Here is a 16,061-nt window from a genome sequence, read left to right as displayed (position 1 = left end):
TCAATGTATATAACTAATTCATAGCATAGTTATTGTGTAGCCTAGCAGCGTCCTTGATATGGTAAATTATCGCCAACAGTATAAGGGGAGCAGTTAAACTGTCTGCTACCTAAGCCCTGTTTTGTGTTAATTTTAACTTTATTCATAACAGTTAATACCTTTTCAATTGGAACAAAACCCAATCTAGCGTCTCTTGAGTCATATGACTTATCTCGATTATCACCCATCACAAATATATGTCCATCAGGGACAACTCCCCATGAAAAGTCTTTATTTGACCACTTAGAATCATTTTTAAAATACTGTACGTAATATTCAATATTATCAAACTTTTCCTTGAAAAAAATATAATCCTCATTTTCAACGATAACTTGCTGTGATACAGGTAAACTATTGATATACAATTTTCCTTGTTTTAACTCAACCAAGTCACCGGGCCTTCCTATCACTCGTTTTCCAAGACTATCAAAACCAGAACTATTGGTAACATCTCGAAATGAAATCATTTCGCCATTGTTCGGTTGATACTCTACCGATTCTACTTTCGTTCTACCTATCAACGAGTTTGTTCGAACCGTAGGCGCCATACTTTCTCCTCGGGAAAAACCAACATTTTCAACATTAACTACGTAAAAAAAAGTAATAAATATCCACAGTGGGATCGAGGTTAAAACTGAAATAGATTTAAACAACATTTTACAATTCATCATAATCGACCTCTTCATATATGTATAAATCTGTAGATAAGTGATACAGAAAAAAATTAACAACCAAAAGCAACATATATATCAAAGAGATCCATCCGAATATATCTAAAATACTTTCCATTTGCCCAGAAAAAAAATTAGCATAAAGTCTATATGCACTATAAAATACTCCCAACAATGTAACAGTTATAGCAAGCACTGCCCCACCAATAATATCATCCAAATCTGATTCGATCATAACAACTACACCAATAACAAAAATAAAATAGGAAGAATAATAATTCTACTTAGAACTTTCAAAGGTCGAAACCAAACAAAAAGCACCTTTTTATTTGGACGTGTTGTCTCACGGTATAAATGAAATAGTTCTTTTGAAAAATAGTTCACTGCCTTTCCTCACTTGTTTGTTTTAATACAGTTATCTTAATGGAGTTCACAGACAAAATTTGTCTATTTGAAATTTTAATTGTTCCGAGCCTCATATTGCACACATAAAAATGTAGTGGCCAATAAAGTTGTAATCCCCCCCCCAACAATTAACATTATTGCCTTTCTCTTTCCTTCTTCGAGTAAGCGCTCAATACCTAAACTTTCCATTAATCCTCCTCCGACACTACCAAATAGTGAGCTGATTTCGATCGCTTGATTTTTTGCATCGACAACTTCGATCAATTTAACTCCTCCATAAGCACTGAGCATAACGCCAGAGAATAAAACAACAATGCAAGTTACTTTCTGTATTTTCATTTAACATACCGATTGATTAAACTCTTAAATAAAGCAAATTACCTTGCAATAAGAGCTATTGAACAACAAAAATTAATATTAACCCACAAGGTAGACATTTTTTGTCTAAATGAAAATATTTCACCTTTTTAAGCTATTGGAGCAACAAATCAACATATATACAGAGTAACAACGATTAAATATGGAGATCTTAAAAATAGACAAAAAATGTCTTCTCTCATCTATAGATTTAAGTAGCAGAAGTAATGCTATGCCGATCTTCAGGCCTCCACTTTATGTATTTAAGAGAATGACATGAAAAAAAAATCTATCATGCAACTTGTTATCCTAATCTCGACTGTCTATTTGATGTTAGAAACGAGTTTTTTTATTAGTCTTATGAATGCTATTCGTCATGATAAGGTTCACACTGTTGATGATATTGAATTCTATGGTCGAGCACTTTCTGGCTTTGGTTTGGCACTACTTATGTTTAAATCTTTAGTATTTAGCCCAATAAAGCACTCGCGGTTAAAAATATTTAGCTTTGTTATTGGCGTTTATTTTCTTACTTTCTATGGTCAGAAATTAATCGTAGACACTTATATAGACTCTCGTTCTGAATCTACACAAAATCGTCAATATCGGGCATATATGATACAGAAATCATATACTAATAACGTCAGTTCGATTCCTGGCACAAAAGATGAAAGCACAAGTCAATCTTCTGCCGATGTACAAATTGCATTCTTAGCACCTATTGCGCTCAGCCTTGCTTCCACATTAAATGATACAGCACGATTAAAAAAAGATTTTTGGCTACCTATTTATCAAAATGAATTTAAATCTAATACCAGCTATTACTACAATAAATACTTACTAGTTAATCAAGATATTAATTCAAATATGCAAAGATATAACGACTTTTCTGATTCCTTGAGACTACCGATTCGTATCCAAGGTCATGATGATTTTCGTGTTATTAAAAGACAGTATCGTCACAACTTACGCCGTTTCGGTCATGAAGGTATAACAAAGAGGATTGCAGATAAAATTTACAAAGAATCTGGAATTCGTATGTCTGAAAGTTGGCATCCCGACAAAGGGAGAAGAGAGTTTATTGACAAGTACATGGCTAGTTTTAGTGATGATATTAACAAAAAAAAGCAAAAAGTGATAAAATCCACTTATGGCATTGATATTGCTCTACAGCATATTGATAACCCTCTAGAAAACCCTTCTATTATTAAAAAGGTTAATGAACAGGTTGGTATTTTTTCACACGATAAACCGTTTAAATTACATCTAACTCAACACGGATTTTATCAAAGATATAAAGATACTGTTCCAAATAACCTCGTTAATAAATACTCAAGTAAAAGTAAAGAACCACAACAACTCAATAATATTGGCCGGATATTTTTCGTTCCATTCATTGCTTTGTTTGCATCGGCATTATGCATTTTATTAAATACGCATTCACTACTTGTAAATGTATTACTTGTCACGTATTTTAACTACATAAAAAGTGTAAAATACCATTACACGGTATACATACTATGGATTATCATGTTATTTATTCCATATATCGTTAGCCATGTTGGTTTTGGTGGCAATGGCTTTTTGTTAGACCAGATGAAAAGTAATAATTATCTTTCATCAGTGATTGAACACATGGTCAGTTACACAAGCAGTCTTGCTTATTTAATTAATTCAGTTGTTGGCAACATTGTATTTTTAATGTTTTAAATTAGTAGATTGTATGGATAATAGCTTAAATCTATTATCCATTGATTCACGCTCAATCGCTGCATTTACTCTACATGTTCATTTGTTCTTTAATCAGCGTAGTTATTTACAGCTCGCTTGAGATCACTAACGACCTTAGCGCGGATATGTGGTGGAGACAAAATTTCAACGCTATTAGCATTAGTGATAAGCCATTTTTGAAAATCTAAGCAATCACGTGCTTTTGCTTTTAAAATATAATGTGTCTCATCTTCTGACTGAACCTCCTGACACTCGCTTAGTTTGTACTCATCGACAAACTTATTAGAACCAGCACGGTTTTTCTTCATTTTCAAAACAACTTCGCACTCTAATCCGCCATTAAAATACTTACCGGCTTCTGAAGATAGGTATTCTTCTACAGAAAAATGGTCATTTTCATTTACACCCATAGCAAAGCTACGACTTTTATGGTTTTCAGAATCACTAATACGGTGAATAGCGTAAGTACGAACTTCTCCAGTCATCACCTTTTCTGTCTCACCCGACTTATAACCTTCACGACCAACTAAGTAGAACACCTTGCCATATACAAATAGCCCGTAAGGATCTACGTGACGTGTCGCATCTGAGTAACGAAAAGAGAGCGGTGAACGACTTTCAAGTGCTGCTTCAATATTTTCCAATACGAGGCGATCAACAACAGGAGCCACAACTTCATACCCTGTATCTTTCATAACATATAAACGCTTAAGTTTGCTTACTTTTTCTTCCGATACTAATGGGGAGATATTTTTTAGGCTCTCTCCCTTTGTAGGCGGGAGTTTACCTTGTACGTTATCAGCCACTAGCAACATAACTGGATACGAGTCTTTAAAACTTAAATTAAGCGGTAACTCTTTACCTGGCTTTACTTTATATACGCCTTTGTTGCGCGTTCCATGATATTCAATTAGATTGCTTAACTCTCCAGGTGCACTACCTCCCTCACCATGGTATTCATAAATTCTGTTAAAGATATTATTAACCCACTTCGTATCAGCTTTAATACCAGCCGATTCTCGATGATAGAATTGCTGTTCTTGTACTTCTTTAAAAAATTCAGCTTGATTCAAGCCATTTTTTCTTTTAGCTAATAGATTCAAACAGAATTGGTGGGCGTAGAAATTTGCAAGTGTTTTTTGAGACAAAGCCGTACCTTTATTGTTAGTTACTCAGTCATGTGCTGAATTTTATTCATTTGAGACAATATTCTGATTTATTTCAATCATATAACTTTTGATGTATATCATAATAAAGCCTAGAGGGACAGAAAATGTCTCCACCAGAACAAGAAGTGAACACTCACTTGTTGTATTTTCGATTCTTAGCGTCTATTAACACGAGTATAGAAGTTGCCTACTATAAAAAGGGTTACATGCTAACGAGGTTCATATCTCCACAGACTGGTTTGATCTGATAGACTAGATCCACCCGCACCCTCTTGCTTATATCAGGAATAGACAATTTGGATAATGTTTTACCACTAGAGAATTATACTCATCTTAGAAAGCCTAATAAAAACAAAAGACAGATAACAAGTGAGTATAGAAATGCAGTAATGGATCTTGTTGCCTTACGAGCATCAGGAATACCTAACTTCTATAACGAAGCAGAGCACATCATTAGATACATTAATGAGGAAATATTTATTGATGGTTTTGAGGTTCGAAATTTCAATTTAGAGAAGCGATTTATTCAAGAATTTAACTATTCTAATTCTTTGATCTAAAGGCTGTACCATCAAAAAAATACCCAAGCTCCATACAATGTTTGAAATAAGCATTCAAAAGGATAGCTTGGGCATTTGAGTTAAGAGTCATGTTTTACTTCTGTTACCTGATAATGTCATTGATAGCGAATCAATTAATAAAGCTTGGTCTATTGCCGAAGACTTAAGCGTCGATGATAGCCCAAAATATACCCCTCGTTTTTCCAGTTCCATTTATGATATTAGAGAATGTAAAGTGGAAAGAACCAGTTAGAGAATAAGCAAGACTTAAAAAATGGTTCATCGATGTGATTGAGAGCCATTTTGAACCAAGCGATAAAGATGAATAAAGCATAGAATGAGCCTCTATGCTTTATTTGTTGTGAACCAATCATTTGTTAGTCTATGAACACGCGTCTAACTAAGTCGGTATCAGCGTATTCTTTGATCGTTGTAATTTTACCTTTAGATAAAATAAACAAATAATGATAAAGGTTATTGTATTCTTTCTCATTATTAACAATGCCAAAAGATTCAACTTCAACGGCTACTCGGTCTCCATCGATAGTCCACGCCTTTGGGGTCATCTTGAATGTTCCACCAAATAACTCAGCGGCACCTTTGGTAAAATCAGCAATACCGCTTTTATCCATTTCACCAGATAAAGGTAACTTTCCCTGTTGTCCCATCATCTTCCAGACAACATCATCATTTAGTAATGAGAGTAAACCATCTACATCGGTTGCGACAAAACGAGTAAAAAAATCTACAACAAGCTGTTTATTAGTGCTCATTAGTTAATATCCTGAACGTTCATCACTAGCCCTTCCCAGTTACGTTGGTTTTCCATATCATGCTCTAAACCTTGGTCATCGGCAATTTGAAAACGCTTAACTGCTGCTGTCTTGCTTGTTGCCTGGTATAACCAGTACGCTTCTGCTTTAAGCGCTTCATCAATTGGCTTATCAATTGATTCATATACCATTTGCTTACAAGCATTAATAGATTCTGCGGGGAATTTAGAAATACGCTCTGCAAGCGCGTCAACATACGGTCCGATTTCATCTGGTTCGAATGCTTTGTTGATTGTGCCATAAGCTTCTGCTTCATCAGCGGTAAAGTCACGAGCACTTAATACGATTTCTAGTGCACGACCAAGACCCACTTGACGAGCCATGCGTGATGATCCGCCGCCACATGGAAGGATACCCATACCCACTTCCATCTGCATTAACTTGTATTTACCGCGAACAGCGAAACGCATATCTAGAGCTAGTGCTAGTTCATGGCCGCCCCCACGAGCGAAGCCTTCAAGTTTGGCAATCGTTGCTTGTGGTACTTTGCTGATTCGCTCACATACCGCTTGCAAGTCTAGAACCTGTGCTTCTTCACGCGAAACCGCCTCCGTAGACATATCTTTCAATAGCTCAGTGTCATAGTGACAAACCCAAATTTCAGGGTTTGCTGATTGGAAAACAACAACTTTAGTATTACGATCACGCTCTAGTCTCATTGCTAGACTATTTAAATCTGCGAGCATTTCTTGACCTTGAACATTTACAGTACCAAAATCAAAAGTAACGGTAAGGATGCCGTCTTGCTGCTGTGTTTTAAACGTCTGAAAACCTGCATATTTCATAATAAACTCTCCATTAAATATCTTTAAATGAGTTGCTTAGATTGTGTTGCTACCAATGATTATATGAGGTTCTCACCACTAGTGTTATTAACAATAATCACAATGAGTATTAACAAAAACCACATAATTATTATTGGGTAACTGTACTATGTATCATTTGGATGCATTTAATTGAAATTACCAAGCATGTGTTTCGATTACGTTTTTCCTCGCCATCGGCTTCAACAACACAACCAATAGAAGTATATAAATAACGTTAAGCCTTAGAAGAGTAATACCCAAGCTCCATACGAATGTTTGAAATACGCCTTCAAAAGGATAACTTGACACTCTTTCTCTCACGTGGAAAGTAAGTGAGTAGCTCGCATATTCAGACAATTTTAAGCGCAAATATCGGTTCAACTTTGAATTGGCATATAAAGAAGCACCGCTAATTAATAATTAACGGTGCTATGATTATAAATGACATGGTTTTCCAAAAAGTTACAAATGGGTAACGACCATGATTTTATCTATTGCTGCTTATACTTCTTGCAGTTGTGGTTGTTTAGCATTTACCTTTTTCTTTCTGATACGGGCACAAATGCCACCAATAATCACAATACCACACAGTGCATAAGTTACCATGAATGCGGTATCGCCAGCGACTAAACCAAGGTCAGAGAACGTAATGTAAGCACCAAGAACCATGTATAGAATAACGGCAGATGCCTCGAAGCGGAATTCCCAAGGTTTGATATCCATAGCTTCGTTCACTGGTAGTACATAGTCAGTATCACGTGGACGAACTTTACCAATAATGAGCATGATGCCACAGCAGATCACGAACAATACGGCTAACTGATGGAAGAAATGTAAATCTGCCAGTGGTTTAAGTGGACCTAAGTAGTCATGCATTGCTGCAGGAGTAAACTGTACGATACCGTAAGCTGCGACGAAAAAAGCTAGAGAAATTTTCGCTGCTACCGCGGGTACACGTTTAGTAATGTAACCCATCAATACGATAGTAAAGATTGGAACACTAAATAGACCCGCTAGACGTTGTAGCAGATCGAACAAACCGTTTGGTGCGAACATGATGAACGGTGCAATACTAACCGATAGAATGGCAATAAATAGACCGAATAAGCGACCCTTGTTGACGAGTTGCTCATCAGAAAGCTTGCTCTCTTTGTCGAATAGAGGCTTGTAAACGTTCAGCGTAAATAGCGTGGTTGATGAGTTTAGTACGCCGTTAAAGGTAGATAGGATTGCCCCAAACATCGCAGCTAAGAAGAACCCAACCAGTGGCTTAGGCAGTACTTCGTTCACTAGACGTGTGTACATCGTATCCGCTTCGTAGCTTTGACCAGCAGCATCAACGGAACCGAACATATGGTAAGCAATGATACCCGGGATAATAAGGAACAGAGGTGTAATTACTTTGATTGCACCAGCCAGGATAACCCCTTTTTGCCCTTCTTTTAGGTTCTTCGCACCAAGTGCACGCTGGATAATGGCTTGATCAGTACCCCAGTAGTAAAGGTTAACCAACAGTAGACCAGTAAACATGGTGGAAAATGGTACATTTGGATCATCTTCTGCACCTACTGCTTGTAATTTATCTGTCGCGTTAGTTGTGATGACTTCTACACCGTTCATGAAGCTGCCGTCGCCAAGCACAATCAGACCAAAGATAGGGATCATCAGGCCCCCTACAATCAGGCCAACACCGTTTAACGTATCGGCAATAACCACCGCTTTTAGTCCACCGTAAATAGCGTAAAACAAACCTAGGAAACCAATAATAGAAGCAATAAGTAAAATGGCTTGGAATCGGCTAATACCCAACATTGTCTCGATATCAAAGATACCACCAATCACCATCGCACCTGCGTAAAGCGTGTTGGGTAGCAGGTTAACTATGTAGCTCAGTAGAAATAGTACGGTTACAAACTGCTTAACAGAAAGGTCATAACGAGATTCCAAGAAATCAGGAATGGTTGTGATACCTTGCTTTAGATAACGTGGTACTAGAAATAAGGCGATGATGATCAGTGTAATACCTGATGCTACTTCGTACCCCATTACTGACATGTTGCCTTTAAAAGACAGTGCACTCATACCAACAAAACTGGTTGCTGAAAGGTTAGTTAAGATAAGTGAACTTGCGATTAGTCCACCGGTTAGACTTCGACCACCAAGGAAGAAACCTTCTTTAGAAGTATTTTTCTGATTCTTAACGCGAGACCAAGTATAAAATACTACGAACCCTGTAAAGAATAAGAATGACAGTAGGATTGTCATTGGCATATTTTTGTCCTTAAAATGTTGGATTTATTGATTTATATCTATTTTTAGGCAAAGGGGTGACGCAAGATGGGCATTACGCCTTCACCTTTTATTGTTTTAATTTTCTTAATTAAGAATAAAATCTAGATTTTTTTTAGGTGTATGATAAGTGCTGATTCTGGGTCAAGAATAGGCAGTGTTACGCCAATTTCTTCTAAGTTATCACCACTTAGGGTCAAGGTTTTACCTAACCACTGAGGGCGCTGCTTCATTAGTTGGAAGCTGGTCTGAGGCATTTCAACTAATTTAACTTGGTATTTTGCATTTACGTCTGCACAGCTAATACGTAGTGGTGATGGAAGCGCATGACCAGGCATAGCAAGCTGACAAACTGTGATCAGCATTTCATCATCGTTTTCAACACCATAAATATTCTGATTTTTATCTGCAGGGTCAATGCGGAAGCTGCGACCACTATGCAAGAGGTGACGATATTGCTTATGCAGAGCGATATAACGAGAGAATGCCTGTTTCTCTTCTGCCGACTCTTTTACAGGATCTAGTTCGACCCCCATATGACCACCAAGCGCTGTAACACCACGCATATTGATACCATGACGACGATTTGTTGAGTGACATTCGTAAGGACCAATGTGTGCGCCCATCACTTCTGGTGGGAAGAAGTAGCTCATGCCTTTTTGGATAGACTGACGCTCTAGCGCATCGTTACAATCTGATGCCCAAAAGCGTTGTGTACGTTTAAGAATTTCAAAATCAATACGACCACCACCTGAAGAACACGATTCGATTTCAACTTCAGGGTGTGCTTTATTCAGTTCATCGACTAAACGATAAAGCGCTTGCGTTTGACCGTGCACCGCAGGGCGACCTTCGTGACCTGGTTGTACCAATTCACGGTTCATGTCCCATTTAAGGTAAGTGATATTATAAGTTGCCAGTAGTGCACTTAGTCGCTCAAACAAGTAGTTAAAGCAGTCATCATTTTGTAGGTCTAGCACATATTGCCAACGACCTGATGGTTGATGGTAACCTTGTAGACCAAGAACCCAATCTGGGTAATTACGGTATAGGTTTGAATCTTGGCTGACCATTTCAGGCTCAACCCATAGACCGAATTCCATGCCTTTCTTATTCACATGGCTGATAACAGGCTCTAGACCATTGGGATATTTAACTTCGTCTAAGTACCAATCACCAAGTGCTGCACGCTCTCCATCACGACCAATAAACCAACCATCATCAATGATGAAACGCTCAACGCCCATCTCAGCGGCTTCGCTTGCCATCTGCATGATGTATTCCGGTTTATGATCAAAATAGATGCCTTCCCATGTATTTAGGTGCACAGGGCGTGGCTTGTCTACAGGGAAGTTAACAATCTCATTGCGAACAAACTGTTGGAAACGTTGTGCGATGCCATTAAGACCTGTTTTGCTATATGCACCATATAGCCAAGGTGTTGTGTAGCTTTCGCCATTAGACAGAATGACTTCACCAGCAATCAGCAACTCACCAGCTTGAACGAAACGACGACCATCACTACGTACGTCCGCACGCATTTGGTGATTACCACTCCAACCTAAATGAAAACCCCAAACAATACCTTGTTGTTCACTAAAACCTTGTGTACCCGCAAACATACCAGGAAAATTCTCGTGCGAGGTACGCCCACGACGGTTCTCTTGCATAAAACCACCGTGCTCAAACGCTTGACGTTGAGTTTGAAACTCATGACACCAACGACCGTGGTACGTCATTAACTCGTCAGCATGATTAGGCAGTGGTAGCGTTGAAGAAAGTTTACCTAGGAAGTAAGCCTCTTCACCTTTATTGACCACAGAAACACGCTTTTGTACTACGTCAGATAGGTAGTTAAGCTTTACTTCAACCGTGAGTTCAAGTTGCGATACTTCATCAAAAAGTACAAAGCTTACTTTTTGATCTTGATTCTCTTGTATCTCTGTATCGATTGATACTGTTTTGAATACTGGTGCCCAATCATAACCTTGACGATGACCTTCAATACCTGGAGCGTTAAAGTGACCGCTACCTAATTCAGGACACAGTGATAGTGGTACATCAACATCAAGACGGGCCTGAGAAATTGGCCTTTCTGTTGATAAAAGCAGGTCCTCATCAATTTGAGCGATCTTCGCACCCCAGTGTAGGATCTCTGGTACTCGATCTGTTTTGATGATCAAGCTGTGGTTTTTACTTTGTAGATGAACAAACTTAGTCATAGCAAACTCATTATTTATTTTTGTAATATTGTTTTCGTAAACAACGCTTAATACATAGTTTGCTTAAATAGGCTGTTCTTAATAGCTTACCTGCCATAAAGTGTGATCAAAACAAGCTTTAAAGAGTCAAAAATATGGCTTAGATCGACTGTTTTCGTGAACATTTTTTAATGTTTTCGCCAACAAATTTTTGAGGTTTAGCACGGTTATATCAGGAAGTTTTGGTTACTATACTTCCATACGGAGTTTCTTGATGGAGTGAAGCATGAGTGTAACCTTCAAAGATGTTGCAAAATTGGCAGGCGTCTCAACCCAAACCGTATCTCGTGTTACAAATGGCTCAGAGAGTGTGGCAGAGTCCACCCGCACGAAGGTCAATCAAGCAATCAAAAAACTTGGTTACATACCTAATAAAGGTGCACAAATGCTTAGTCGTGCTAAGTCGACCAATATTGGCTTAATCACACTTGATATGGCATTGCATGGGGCGGCGCTGATTGCCAATGGGGTAAGAAGAAAAGCCCATGAACTCAATTTTGGGACCGCATTTTCTATTGTGTCTGAACCTGGGCTAAATAGTATTCAAGTTTCAATGCGAGAACTGATTGCTCAGCAGGTAGACTGCGTAATCCTCAACGTACCATTAACAACTCATGATGCGGTGACATTAGTTGATCAGTTCCCAAGCTTACACCTGATCTTTATTGATGTTCCGGATGCCACTTCTGTTCATTACGTACATGGGGAGCATGCACAGGGAGCCGCAGATGTCATCAAGCACCTCATTGAAACCGATCGTGAGCAGTTTTTATTAATCACCGGACCTGAAGAATCGAGCGCTTCAAAAATTCGCTTAGCAAGTTGGCAGCAAGAAATCACGGCCGCTTGTAAGCAATCAATTTTTCAATATCAAGGGGATTGGCAAGCTAGCAGCGGCTACTTAGCAGTGCGAGAAGCGTTCGGCAAACAGTTAGAGTTTGATGCGGTCGTCGTCGCCAGTGATCAAATGGCACTTGGTGCGCTACGGGCGCTGGATGAATTGCAGATAAAAGTACCTGAACAAGTTGCGGTGGCTGGCTTTGATGATATTAACGACAGTGCCTATTTTAACCCGCCATTAACGACGATTAAACAAGATTTTACAGCTATTGGGGAACAGGCCGTGATTCAAGCCATTGAGCTAAAGAACCAAGATCCTAGCAATGAAGTGCCATTAAACCAGACTCGAATTCCAGTTGAATTGATCATCAGAAGAAGCAGTGCTCCAAAGCAAACAGGAAGTTACAGCAAGCAAGAAATCCAGCAACTATTAAGAAAAATAGAAGCACGACTTCCAGAATAGAGGTCGCACAATGTTACGATTCACCTGGTGACATGACACGTTGACGGGTTTAACCGCTTGTTTTAGCGATCTGTCGGATCTGCACACTGTTCAATCGTTCAACACAACTTATTGCTTCTTTCGACATAACTTGGTTCATTGCCACCGCGACCTCTCGATCTGAAATAGGGATGTAGTTACGTAACTTCCCACGCATCACTGGCTGAATAGCCCCGATAACTCGTTGTATTAGAATCTCATCGACTCGTGTATTTTCTCTTTCACCTACCAGTGGACCTGGGTGCATAAAGGTAATGTGCTCAAAACCGATCGCCTCTAGTTCCTCTTCCATTTTACCTTTGCAGCGCATGTAGTGGGAAAAGGATTTTGGGTTCGCACCTAAAGATGAGACAACAGCAAGCTTTCTAACGCCTGATTCTGCCATTTGTTTTGCTACCTTGACGACCAAATCTAAGTCTATTTTTTCAAGCGCCGCTTTAGAACCTGCTTGCTTACGAGTTGTACCTAAACAGATAAACCCTAATTTAGGCAACGTGTCATCTGGCTTAAATGGTGGGATATCTAAATTTGGATGCTCTAAAACGCTCAGTTTACTTGACGAAACGCCCAGAGGACGGCGGCTAAGTGCATAAATATGAGATATACCTTTATTGCTAATCAGCACCTGAGTCAGTGCTTTACCAATAAGGCCGGTGCTACCTGCAATGATTGCACTGTGCGATGATGTATTCATACTTACTCACTTACGTTGGAGGTAAAATAAGCTATAAATGAAATCTCTACCCTAAAAGATATCTTAGCCATTTGTGATTATTTGCCTGTTACTTTATAGCTATTTACTGGTTTTTCTTACCCCAAAACCACCAAGCTATAAACGCTATCGCTGTAAAACCCAAAATATTGACTAACATTTTATTGCTCCTCGTTGATTATAGGGGCTGAAACCGGTGTATATAAGCGCAGGCGATTAGCGTTTGTAACAACCGTAACAGAAGACAGTGACATCGCTGCTCCAGCAATAATAGGGCTCAATAGCCAACCAGTGAACGGAAACAGAAGCCCTGCTGCTACTGGGATACCTAAGCTGTTATAGATAAATGCCCCCCATAAATTCTGCTTAATGTTCTTCATTGTGGCACTACTTATCTCAATCACATCAGAGATTCCGTGGAGTGAGCTGCGCATCAAGGTAATATCGGCGCTTTCAATCGCGACATCCGTACCGCTTCCAATAGCAAAGCCAACGTCTGATTGTGCGAGTGCTGGTGCATCATTAATACCATCACCAACCATACCGACAATATGCCCTTCCGCTTGCAACTGTTTAATCCAGTGTAACTTATCCTCAGGCATCAACTCAGCGTGATATTGATCCACATTTACCAGCGATGCTACCGCCTTCGCTGTGTTGTGGTTATCACCCGTTAGCATCACTACATAAATACCTTGCTGATGGAAACGACTTATCGCACTGTGAGCATCATCTCTAACTGGGTCACTAATGCCGAACAGCGCCTGTACTTGGTCATCTATCGCAAAATACACAACAGTGTTCGCCTCTCGCTCCCACTTCGAAGCGTGTGCTATTACCAGTTCAATATTAATCTCAAACTGGCTCATCAGCTTGCAATTGCCGAGTAACACTCGTTGACCTGCATATTGAGCTTTGACACCTAGTCCAGTTAATGACTCAAAGTCTGAAACTTCAGGTAGGCTATCATCGTCACACGCTTCTTTTTGAGCAAATGTCATTAATGCTTTGGCAAGAGGGTGATTCGAGCCTTTCTCTAATGCACTCACAATAGGCAGAAGATCGGAGTCATTTGATAGCGAAACAAAATTTGTCACTTCCGGCCTGCCTTGAGTAATCGTTCCAGTCTTATCCAACACGACGACATCCAACTCACTAGCTCTTTGTAACGCTTCACCATTACGGATTAACCCACCAAACTCAGCGGCTTTGCCGACACCAATCATGGTTGAAATCGGCGTTGCGAGTCCTAGTGCACAAGGGCATGCGATGATCAACACCGACGTGCTCGCAACAATCATATAAACCAATGAGGGCTGAGGACCAAAGTTATACCAAGCCAACGCTGTGAGAATAGACAGAATCATCACGATCGGGACAAATACTGATGACACTCTATCTGCAAGATGGCTAATTGGTGGCTTTGAGTTTTGTGCTTTCGATACCATCGCTATAATCTGAGCAAGGACGGTATCACTACCTACTTTCTGCGCCTTGAAAACAAAACTACCTTGGTCATTAATCGTCCCCGCAGAAACAGAGCTTCCAACCTGTTTCACAACAGGAATCGGCTCCCCTGTGAGCATTGATTCATCAATCGTTGTCCCACCCTGAGTAATCACGCCATCTACCGGTACTTTATCACCCGCTCTAATCCTAATCAGGTCCCCTGCAATGACTTGTTCAATCGGCAAGGCGATCTCTTTGCCATGACGAATCACAATGGCGGTTTTAACTTTCAAATAAAGTAAACGCTTGATAGCCTGTGAGGTTTGACCTCGTGCCTTTAACTCAAGTGCCTGACCTAAGTTGATTAAACCAATGATCATAGCGGTTGCTTCAAAATAGAGGTGTCTTGCACTTTCCGGGAGCCACTGCGGTCCCAATACGACCACCAATGAGTATAACCATGCCGTGCCTGTTCCAAGCGCTATCAGCGTATCCATGTTCGCATTACGATTGAGAAAAGCCTTCCAAGCGCCGATAAAAAAGTGCTTACCCGCACGGACTAAAATGAAAAAGGTCACTAGCCCAACCACAAGCCATAGCAACTGCTCAGACTGTGTGTTCACGTTCATTGGTCCACCAAACAGACCATACATCATCAAAGGTACACCAAGTCCAAGGCCTATAATGCTTTGTTTTACCTTGAAGCGATATTCCTCAGCCTCTCGCTCTTCTTTTATATCGTTTGCCACCGCCTGATCAACAATCGCCTCGGCGTCATATCCTACCTCTTGGATGGCTTCAATCAATACACTGGCCGGCAGACCTGAAACCACCCTCGCGGTGCGATTTGCAAAGTTCACGTCAACAGAGTCAATACCTGACACTGATAACAGGGATTTTTCAATCGTATTAACACAACTTGCACAAGTGACACCGATTAATGACAGCTCAATACTGACTTCCAACGATTGTGTTTTATGCACCTTATTCAACTCGGTAACGTCATTAGTTTGTGGTTGTGTGTCATCAGCCTTAGCGCTATAACCTAGATCGACCAAAACACTTTCAATCTCATCCCCAGTCAAACTAGTAGTCACAGCCAGTGTATGCTTTTCTAGATCAACAGCCACTTCAGCAGCACCATCTAGTTTACCTATCGCTGTAGTGATTTTATCCACACAGTGTTGGCAAGTAACATTCGATACCGATGTACTATAATCTTGCAGCGTGCTAATTGAAGCTGAATAACCTAACTGTTGAATGACTGCTATCGCTTTCTCTGGCAACAATGTGGTAATCATCTCTGCTCTATTTTTCGTATCATTAATAGTGAACGAGACACCTGGATCGCTTTCACGCAGCCCATCTACAATTTTAGCGACACATCGACCACAGTTGATACCATTTAGTCTCAAGGAATACTGTTTTATGTTCATT

At 39.8% G+C, this 16,061-nt stretch carries 13 protein-coding genes; 3 read left to right on the top strand and 10 right to left on the bottom strand.

Going from position 1 to position 16,061, the window contains the following annotated elements:
• Positions 1-41: 41 nt before the first annotated feature.
• From lepB to BCU68_RS05115, 3 genes are all read right to left on the bottom strand, one after another.
• Entirely contained in the window at positions 42-695 is a 654-nt protein-coding gene (gene lepB, locus BCU68_RS05125) for a signal peptidase I (protein ID WP_241901275.1), read from the bottom strand.
• 1 nt (position 696) lies between these two features.
• Positions 697-945: a hypothetical protein gene (locus tag BCU68_RS05120; protein WP_102563715.1), complete on the bottom strand. Its 249-nt coding sequence runs from the start codon at positions 943-945 to the stop codon at positions 697-699.
• A gap of 224 nt (positions 946-1,169) precedes the next feature.
• Complete coding sequence (locus tag BCU68_RS05115) at positions 1,170-1,454, bottom strand: hypothetical protein (RefSeq protein ID WP_102563714.1); 285 nt, start codon at positions 1,452-1,454, stop codon at positions 1,170-1,172.
• Between the two features lie 294 nt (positions 1,455-1,748).
• Between BCU68_RS05115 and BCU68_RS05110 the strand changes: the two genes are divergently transcribed.
• Positions 1,749-3,182 carry a hypothetical protein gene (locus tag BCU68_RS05110; RefSeq protein WP_102563713.1) on the top strand — a complete coding sequence of 478 codons (1,434 nt, stop codon included), beginning with the start codon at positions 1,749-1,751 and terminating at the stop codon, positions 3,180-3,182.
• 89 nt (positions 3,183-3,271) lie between these two features.
• Here the strand turns inward: BCU68_RS05110 and BCU68_RS05105 are convergent, their stop codons facing one another.
• Positions 3,272-4,351 carry a WYL domain-containing protein gene (locus BCU68_RS05105; protein WP_102563712.1) on the bottom strand — a complete coding sequence of 360 codons (1,080 nt, stop codon included), beginning with the start codon at positions 4,349-4,351 and terminating at the stop codon, positions 3,272-3,274.
• Between the two features lie 317 nt (positions 4,352-4,668).
• On the opposite strand from BCU68_RS05105, the gene BCU68_RS05100 reads away from it, so the two are divergent.
• Positions 4,669-4,932 carry a hypothetical protein gene (locus BCU68_RS05100; protein ID WP_102563711.1) on the top strand — a complete coding sequence of 88 codons (264 nt, stop codon included), beginning with the start codon at positions 4,669-4,671 and terminating at the stop codon, positions 4,930-4,932.
• 377 nt (positions 4,933-5,309) lie between these two features.
• Here BCU68_RS05100 and BCU68_RS05095 read toward each other — a convergent pair whose 3' ends face one another.
• The 4 genes from BCU68_RS05095 to BCU68_RS05080 form a co-directional block, all read right to left on the bottom strand.
• Positions 5,310-5,705 carry a nuclear transport factor 2 family protein gene (locus BCU68_RS05095; RefSeq protein WP_102563710.1) on the bottom strand — a complete coding sequence of 132 codons (396 nt, stop codon included), beginning with the start codon at positions 5,703-5,705 and terminating at the stop codon, positions 5,310-5,312.
• Positions 5,705-6,550 (bottom strand): enoyl-CoA hydratase/isomerase family protein, encoded by an 846-nt coding sequence (locus tag BCU68_RS05090; RefSeq protein ID WP_102563709.1) that lies wholly within the window; start codon positions 6,548-6,550, stop codon positions 5,705-5,707. Before BCU68_RS05090 ends, BCU68_RS05095 begins: the two co-directional genes overlap by 1 nt.
• Positions 6,551-7,072: 522 nt before the next feature.
• Entirely contained in the window at positions 7,073-8,842 is a 1,770-nt protein-coding gene (locus BCU68_RS05085; RefSeq protein ID WP_102563708.1) for a solute:sodium symporter family transporter, read from the bottom strand.
• Between the two features lie 122 nt (positions 8,843-8,964).
• The gene (locus BCU68_RS05080; RefSeq protein WP_102563707.1) at positions 8,965-11,082 is read right to left on the bottom strand and encodes an alpha-galactosidase; all 2,118 of its coding nucleotides are present in this window, start codon (positions 11,080-11,082) and stop codon (positions 8,965-8,967) included.
• Positions 11,083-11,347: 265 nt separating this feature from the next.
• Here BCU68_RS05080 and BCU68_RS05075 point away from each other — a divergent pair, with 265 nt between their 5' ends.
• The gene (locus BCU68_RS05075) at positions 11,348-12,424 is read left to right on the top strand and encodes a LacI family DNA-binding transcriptional regulator (RefSeq protein ID WP_102563706.1); all 1,077 of its coding nucleotides are present in this window, start codon (positions 11,348-11,350) and stop codon (positions 12,422-12,424) included.
• Between the two features lie 49 nt (positions 12,425-12,473).
• On the opposite strand, the gene BCU68_RS05070 is transcribed toward BCU68_RS05075, so the two are convergent.
• Both BCU68_RS05070 and BCU68_RS05065 read right to left on the bottom strand, forming a co-directional pair.
• Positions 12,474-13,157 carry an NAD(P)H-binding protein gene (locus tag BCU68_RS05070; protein WP_102563705.1) on the bottom strand — a complete coding sequence of 228 codons (684 nt, stop codon included), beginning with the start codon at positions 13,155-13,157 and terminating at the stop codon, positions 12,474-12,476.
• A gap of 179 nt (positions 13,158-13,336) precedes the next feature.
• On the bottom strand, positions 13,337-16,060 hold the full coding sequence (locus BCU68_RS05065; protein ID WP_198591684.1) for a heavy metal translocating P-type ATPase: 2,724 nt from the start codon (positions 16,058-16,060) through the stop codon (positions 13,337-13,339).
• Position 16,061 lies beyond the last annotated feature (1 nt).

The sequence above is a fragment of the Vibrio sp. 10N.286.49.B3 genome, assembly GCF_002873395.1.
Taxonomy (GTDB): Bacteria; Pseudomonadota; Gammaproteobacteria; order Enterobacterales; family Vibrionaceae; genus Vibrio.
This window is presented reverse-complemented; position numbering and strand designations above follow the sequence as displayed.

Bases quoted from the DNA above. Each gene is read 5' to 3' on its own strand.
- BCU68_RS05070 (WP_102563705.1), bottom strand. From the start codon at position 13,157: ATGAATACATCATCGCACAGTGCAATCATTGCAGGTAGCACCGGCCTT.
- BCU68_RS05065 (WP_198591684.1), bottom strand. From the start codon at position 16,060: ATGAACATAAAACAGTATTCCTTGAGACTAAATGGTATCAACTGTGGT.
- BCU68_RS05095 (WP_102563710.1), bottom strand. From the start codon at position 5,705: ATGAGCACTAATAAACAGCTTGTTGTAGATTTTTTTACTCGTTTTGTC.
- BCU68_RS05075 (WP_102563706.1), top strand. From the start codon at position 11,348: ATGAGTGTAACCTTCAAAGATGTTGCAAAATTGGCAGGCGTCTCAACC.
- BCU68_RS05090 (WP_102563709.1), bottom strand. From the start codon at position 6,550: ATGAAATATGCAGGTTTTCAGACGTTTAAAACACAGCAGCAAGACGGC.
- lepB (WP_241901275.1), bottom strand. From the start codon at position 695: ATGTTGTTTAAATCTATTTCAGTTTTAACCTCGATCCCACTGTGGATA.
- BCU68_RS05080 (WP_102563707.1), bottom strand. From the start codon at position 11,082: ATGACTAAGTTTGTTCATCTACAAAGTAAAAACCACAGCTTGATCATC.
- BCU68_RS05120 (WP_102563715.1), bottom strand. From the start codon at position 945: ATGATCGAATCAGATTTGGATGATATTATTGGTGGGGCAGTGCTTGCT.
- BCU68_RS05110 (WP_102563713.1), top strand. From the start codon at position 1,749: ATGAAAAAAAAATCTATCATGCAACTTGTTATCCTAATCTCGACTGTC.
- BCU68_RS05085 (WP_102563708.1), bottom strand. From the start codon at position 8,842: ATGCCAATGACAATCCTACTGTCATTCTTATTCTTTACAGGGTTCGTA.
- BCU68_RS05115 (WP_102563714.1), bottom strand. From the start codon at position 1,454: ATGAAAATACAGAAAGTAACTTGCATTGTTGTTTTATTCTCTGGCGTT.